Raw genomic sequence first — 5,855 nt, forward strand, 5'->3', positions numbered from 1 at the left:
CGCTCAGGTCCCGAGGCCCCGCCCCGGACACGTCCTGATCCCGCAGCCCGGACACCTCCCGATCCCGCAGCCCGGACACCTCCCGATCCCGCAGCCCGGACGCGTCCCGATCCCGGAGCCCCGACCCGGGCGGGTCCTGGTCCCGGCGTGCCCGCCAGGTCCAGCCCCGGTCTCGCGCTCGCTCCACAAAGTCATTGTCACGGCCCCACGGCGTCCTGGCATCCCTCACACGAGGGACCCCCCGTAGCTGCCGCCAGCGACGACGCAGATCGCTCCGCCGCGTGACGACCGCGACGCCGCCCGCTGCCTACTCTGCCTGACGTGGAAGCAACCATCGAAGTCAGCGGGCTGCGCAAGCGGTTCGGCCGGACCCTCGCACTGGACGGGATGACCTTCACCGTGCACCCCGGCCAGGTCACCGGTTTCGTCGGCCCGAACGGCGCGGGCAAGTCCACCACGATGCGGGTCGTGCTGGGCCTGGACGCGCCCGACGCGGGCCACGCCTTGATCGGCGGCCGGCCGTACCAGAGCCTGCCCACCCCCTTGCGCCACGTCGGCGCGCTGCTGGACGCCGGCGCGCTGCAACCCAGCCGCACCGCGCGCAACCACCTGCTCTGGCTGGCCCACTCCCAAGGGCTGCCCGCCGGCCGGGTGGACGAGGTGCTGGCGCAGGTCGGCCTGGGACCGGCGGCAAGGCGCAAGGCGGGCGGGTTCTCACTCGGGATGCGCCAGCGGCTCGGGATCGCCGCGGCGCTGCTCGGCGACCCTCCGGTGCTCATGCTGGACGAGCCGTTCAACGGCCTCGACCCCGAGGGCATCGTGTGGATCCGCGGCTTCCTGCGCTCGCTGGCCGCCGAGGGACGTGCCGTGCTGGTGTCCAGCCATCTGATGAGCGAGCTCCAGGACACCGCCGGCCATCTCGTGGTGGTGGGCCGGGGCGAGGTGGTGGCGGACACCAGCGTGGCCGATCTGATCGCGGCCGCCTCCGACGGCCGGGTGACGCTGCGTACGCCGGAACGACCGGCGGCGATGCAGGCGCTGGCCCAGGCCGGCGGTACGGTCACCGTCACCGACCGCGACACGCTCACCGTGGCCGGGCTGGCGGCCGAACACATCGTGCGCCTGCTGGGCGCGCAGTCCATTCCGTTCTCCGAGGTGAGCGCCCACCGCGCGACGCTGGAGGAGGCGTACCTAGACCTCACCAGGGACGCGGTCGAGTTCCGTGGAGCGGCCCGATGAGCACCGTCACCCCCTACCGCTCGGACCTGCGGGCCGGGCGCGACGGCTTCGCGCAGCTGCTGCGCGCGGAGTGGACCAAGTTCCGCACCGTCCGCGGCTGGGTGGCCGGCATAGTGGCCGCGGCGCTGCTCATCGTGGGGCTCGGGCTGCTGTTCTCCTCGGGCAGCCACTCCTCCTGCATGAAGGGGCCGGTCGAGGTGCCCTGTCCCGCTCCCGTGCTCGGGCCGGGCGGCGAGGCGGTGTCGGACCGGTTCTACTTCGTCCACCAGCCGCTGGACGGGGACGGCAGCATCACCGTGCGCGTGAACTCCATGACCGGCCAGATCCGCAAGCCCGACGTCACCGCCGGGGTCCGCAACGTCGTCACCGGCGTCGTGCCCTGGGCGAAGGCCGGCATCATGATCAAGGAGAGCACCGAACAGGGCGCTCCCTACGCGGCCGTGATGGTCACCGGCAGCCACGGCGTGCGGATGCAGCACAACTTCACCGAGGACGTGGCGGGCCGCCCGGGCGGCGTCTCGGCGCAGTCCCCACGCTGGTTGCGGCTGACCCGCACGGGCGACACGATCACCGGCGAGGAGTCGCCCGACGGCAGGCAGTGGACGCGGGTGGGCACGGCCCGCCTGGACGGACTGCCGGCTCAGGTCCGCATCGGGCTGTTCGCCGCCTCTCCCGGCGACATCACGGTGACGGCGAACACCATCGGAGGGTACAGCGCAGCGTCCCGCTTCACCGAGGCCACCGCCGTCATGGACGAGGTCGGCCTGCGGGGCGAGGGAACCGGCGGCACGTGGAGGATCGACGACATCGGAGTCACGACGGGGCTCGACGGTGTGACGCCCCATCACCCGGGCAGGCTGGAGCGCTCCGGCGGCACATTCGCCATCACCGGAGTCGGCGACATCGCGCCACTCACCGAATTGGGCAGTATCGAACGCACGCTGACCGGCGCGATGGTCGGGCTGATCATCGTGATCGTGGTGGCGGTGCTGTTCGTGACCGCCGAATACCGGCGGCAGCTGATCCGCACCACGTTGCTCGCCAGCCCGCGACGCGGCCGGGTGCTGGTGGCCAAGGCCGTCGTGATCGGCACGGTGACCTTCGTCGCCGGGCTGGCCGCCAACGCCGTCGCGCTTCCGATCGGCCGCCAGATCCTGCGCGGCAACAACATCTACCCGCTCCCGGTCTCCACGCTCACCGAGCTGCGCGTCGTCGCCGGCGTCGCGGCCCTGCTCGCCGTGGCCGCCGTCTTCGCCGTCGCCCTGGGCTCGCTGTTCCGGCGCAGCGCGATGGCGGTCATCGTGGCCATCGCGGCGATCCTGGTCCCGTACGTGCTGGCCACCGCGTCCGTCCTGCCCGCGTCCGTGTCGGACTGGCTGCTGCGGGTCACGCCTGCCGCCGGGTTCGCGATCCAGCAGAGCATCCCCGCATATCCGCAAGTGACCTCCTACTACGCGCCCGCGTCCGGCTTCTACCCGCTCGCGCCGTGGGCCGGTTTCGCCGTGTTGTGCGGGTACGCGGCGCTGGCCCTCGCCCTGGCCGTGCACCGGCTGCGCAGGAACGACGTATGAGGCGGGAGATCCACGCCGAGTGGACGAAGCTGCGTACCGTCGCGGGACCCGGCTGGCTGCTGGCCGGGATGGTGGTGCTGACCGTGGCACTGAGCGCCGTGGCCGCCACGACCGTGACCTGCGGATCGGCCGGCTGCGGCCACGACGCCACCCGGCTCGGCCTCATGGGCGTGCAGCTGGGCCAGGCCATGGTCGCCCTGCTGGCCGTGCCGGCGGTCTGCGGCGAGTACAGCACCGGCCTGATCCACACCAGCCTCACCGCGATGCCACGCAGAACCACCCTGTTGGCCGCCAAGGCGAGCGTGCTCACCGCCATGGCGCTGGCCGCGGGGACGGTCGCCGTGCTCGGCTCCGTGCTGGCCGGGCGGCTCCTCCTGCCGGGGAGCGGTTTCACCGCCGAGCACGGATACGCGCCGCTGTCCCTGACCGACGGGCCGACGCTGCGCGCCGCCGTCGGCTCGGTGCTCTATCTCGGGCTGATCGCGCTGCTCAGCGTGGGCGTCGCCACCGCCGTACGCGACTCGGCGGCGGCCACCGGTGTGGTGCTCGGCCTGCTCTACCTGTTCCCGATCTCCATCCGCATGATCGCCGATGAGGAGACGCAGCGTTTCCTCTGGATGATCTCGCCGACCAACGCGGGACTGGCCGTCCAGGCCACCACCGACAGCGCCATCCTGCCCCTCGGCCCGTGGGCGGGGTTGGGCGTGCTCGCCGCGTGGGCGGCCGCGGCGTTGCTGACCGGCTGGGTGCTGCTGCGACAGCGTGACGCCTGACCGAAAACCACCTATCAGGACTGGACAATTCGGACGTTATGGTGATCCTCCAACAATCCAGAAGGGACCGCCGTGCGGACGACGATCCTGATCACCTCCCCTTCCCCTGGCCAGTGGCAAGCCCCGGGCCTGGACCTCTTCCAGTTCTCCCCGATCATCCCCGGCGGGCCTGAGTGGCTCACCAAGCCGGTGCTGATCGCCCTGCTCAGCGCCATTGTCGTCATGGCGCTGTGCTGGGCCTGGTTCGCCAAGCCGAAGCTCGTGCCACGGGGCTGGCAGAACCTCGGCGAGTACGTGTACGTCTTCGTACGCGAACAGATCGCCAAGCCCAACCTCGGCAAGGACTCCGACCGCTGGATGGGCTTCCTCCTCACCATTTTCCTGACCGTGCTCGTCTGGAACCTGATGGGCGTCATCCCGCTCATCCAGTTCCCCCTCGCCGCGCACATCGCCTTCCCCCTGGTGCTGGCGCTCACCGTGTACGGCGTCAAGGTGTACCTCGGGGTCCGGCACCACGGCGTGCGCGGGTACCTGCGGGGCATCGTGCACCTGGAAGGCCTGCCCGGCTGGGCGTACGGGCTCTACGCGCCGATGATCCTGGCCGAGGTGTTCATCACCTCGCTGTTCACGCACTTCATCCGGCTCTTCGCGAACATGTTCGCCGGCCACATCATCCTGGCCTTCTTCAGTTCGGTGGGCTTCTGGTTCCTCTTCGAAAGGCTCACGCCGCTCGGCGTGGGGCTCGGGGTGCTCGGCGTGCTGATGACAGTGGTGATGACCGCGTTCGAGCTACTGATCCAGTTTCTCCAGGCGTACCTGTTCGCGATGCTCGCGGGCATGTTCGTCGCCAGCGGGCTACGCGGGGCTCACTAGCCGCCGACCCGGGCGGCCAGCTTGCGGTGGTCGGCGGAGCGCAGGACGCGGGCCGCCTCCTCCGCCGACGCCCTCGGTGCCTCGGTCAGCAGTCCCTTGGCCTGTTTGAGGGTGAGCAGGCGGGTGACCGACTGGTCGAGGCGCTCCTTCGTGATCCGGCCGGACTTCACCGCCGCCAGCACCGCCTGGTAGGCCTTGGGCAGGTCGTTCGGCATGAGCAGCAGGTCCGCGCCGGCGAGCACGGCGCGGACCGCGATCTCGCCGTCGTTGTACTTCTGCCGCACGCCCGCCATGTTGAGCGCGTCGGTGGAGATCACGCCCTTGAAACCGAGCTTCTCCCGGAGCAGGCCGGTCAGGATCGGCTTGGACAACGTGGCCGGGTCGCCCGACGAGTCCAGCTTCGGGAAGACGATGTGGGCGCTCATCACGGCGTCCACCCCGGCGTCGATCGCGGCTTTGAACGGCGGCGCGTCGATGCGCTCCCACTCGGCCTTCGAGTGCTTGATCACGGGCAGACCGGTGTGGCTGTCGACAGTCGTGTCGCCGTGGCCGGGGAAATGTTTGGCGGTGGCGGCCACCTTCGCGTCGGCGAACCCCTTGACCGCCGCCGCGACCATCTTGGCCACCAGCTTCGGGTCCTTGCCGAACGCCCGCGCGCCGATGACCGGGTTGTTCGGATTGACATTCACGTCGGCGACCGGGGCGAAGTCCAGGTTGACGCCGAGCGAGCGCAGCTCCTCGCCGGTGGCCTCGGCCACGGCGCGCGACAGGTCGGTGTCCTTGGTGGCGCCGATCCGGGACGCGCCGGGGAAGTCGGTCATGATCGCGGACATCCGCGACACCAGGCCGTTTTCCTGGTCGGTGCCGATCAGCAGCGAGACCTGCTTCGACGCCCGCTGCAGGCCGTTGGTGAGATCGACGACCTGGCCGACGCTCTTCACGTTCTGTGGGAAGAGGATCACGCCTCCCAGGTGATATTTGGCGATCACCTTGGCCGGGGTCTGGGCGGTGTATCTCGCCTGGTTCTCGCCCGAGGCCGTGTCGGCGGAAGTGCCGTACAGGACGGGCATGAACAGCTGGCCGACCTTCTCCTCGACGCTCATCTTCGACAGGACGCGCGCGACCGGGTCCGGCTGGGCCTGCGACTGGGCCGGGCTCTGGGTGGTCGGCGCAGGTGGCGCGGCCTTGCCCCCGGTCGGGGTCGCGCCCGCGGCGCCGCTGCCACCGCCGCACGCCGCCAGAGCGATCACCAGGACGCTTGCTGTGCCGATCCGTCGAAGCATGCATCCAAAGGTATCCACCCGACGACCCGGCTGGGCCCGGCGCAGACCGAACCGCCCCGCTACGCCCGGCCCGCCCCGATTCCGCGCCCGGCGAAACCGCCACCCCGACTCGGGGC

6 protein-coding genes are annotated in these 5,855 nt (G+C 70.9%); 4 read left to right on the forward strand and 2 right to left on the reverse strand.

Annotated elements, in window-relative coordinates:
* A partial coding sequence (locus ETD86_RS52060) for a hypothetical protein (protein ID WP_138674014.1) occupies positions 1–187 on the reverse strand: 187 nt, incomplete at its 3' end.
* Between the two features lie 134 nt (positions 188–321).
* Here ETD86_RS52060 and ETD86_RS52065 point away from each other — a divergent pair.
* The 4 genes from ETD86_RS52065 to atpB all read left to right on the forward strand — a co-directional run bounded on the left by ETD86_RS52065 (position 322) and on the right by atpB (position 4,456).
* A complete protein-coding gene (locus ETD86_RS52065; protein ID WP_138674015.1) occupies positions 322–1,239 on the forward strand; it encodes an ABC transporter ATP-binding protein in 918 nt (305 codons plus the stop codon).
* Positions 1,236–2,810, forward strand: a complete 1,575-nt coding sequence (locus tag ETD86_RS52070) for an ABC transporter permease subunit (RefSeq protein WP_138674016.1) — start codon at positions 1,236–1,238, stop codon at positions 2,808–2,810. The genes ETD86_RS52065 and ETD86_RS52070 overlap by 4 nt, the downstream gene beginning before the upstream one ends.
* On the forward strand, positions 2,807–3,583 hold the full coding sequence (locus ETD86_RS52075; protein WP_138674017.1) for an ABC transporter permease subunit: 777 nt from the start codon (positions 2,807–2,809) through the stop codon (positions 3,581–3,583). Before ETD86_RS52070 ends, ETD86_RS52075 begins: the two co-directional genes overlap by 4 nt.
* A gap of 72 nt (positions 3,584–3,655) precedes the next feature.
* Positions 3,656–4,456, forward strand: coding sequence for a F0F1 ATP synthase subunit A (gene atpB / locus ETD86_RS52080; protein ID WP_246149488.1), 801 nt, complete (start codon positions 3,656–3,658; stop codon positions 4,454–4,456).
* Here atpB and nagZ read toward each other — a convergent pair.
* A complete protein-coding gene (gene nagZ, locus ETD86_RS52085) occupies positions 4,453–5,739 on the reverse strand; it encodes a beta-N-acetylhexosaminidase (RefSeq protein WP_138674018.1) in 1,287 nt (428 codons plus the stop codon). The two genes, atpB and nagZ, sit on opposite strands and share 4 nt — an antisense overlap.
* Positions 5,740–5,855: the final 116 nt, after the last annotated feature.

Origin of the sequence: Nonomuraea turkmeniaca, assembly GCF_005889735.1 — a bacterium.
Lineage (GTDB): Bacteria > Actinomycetota > Actinomycetes > Streptosporangiales > Streptosporangiaceae > Nonomuraea > Nonomuraea turkmeniaca.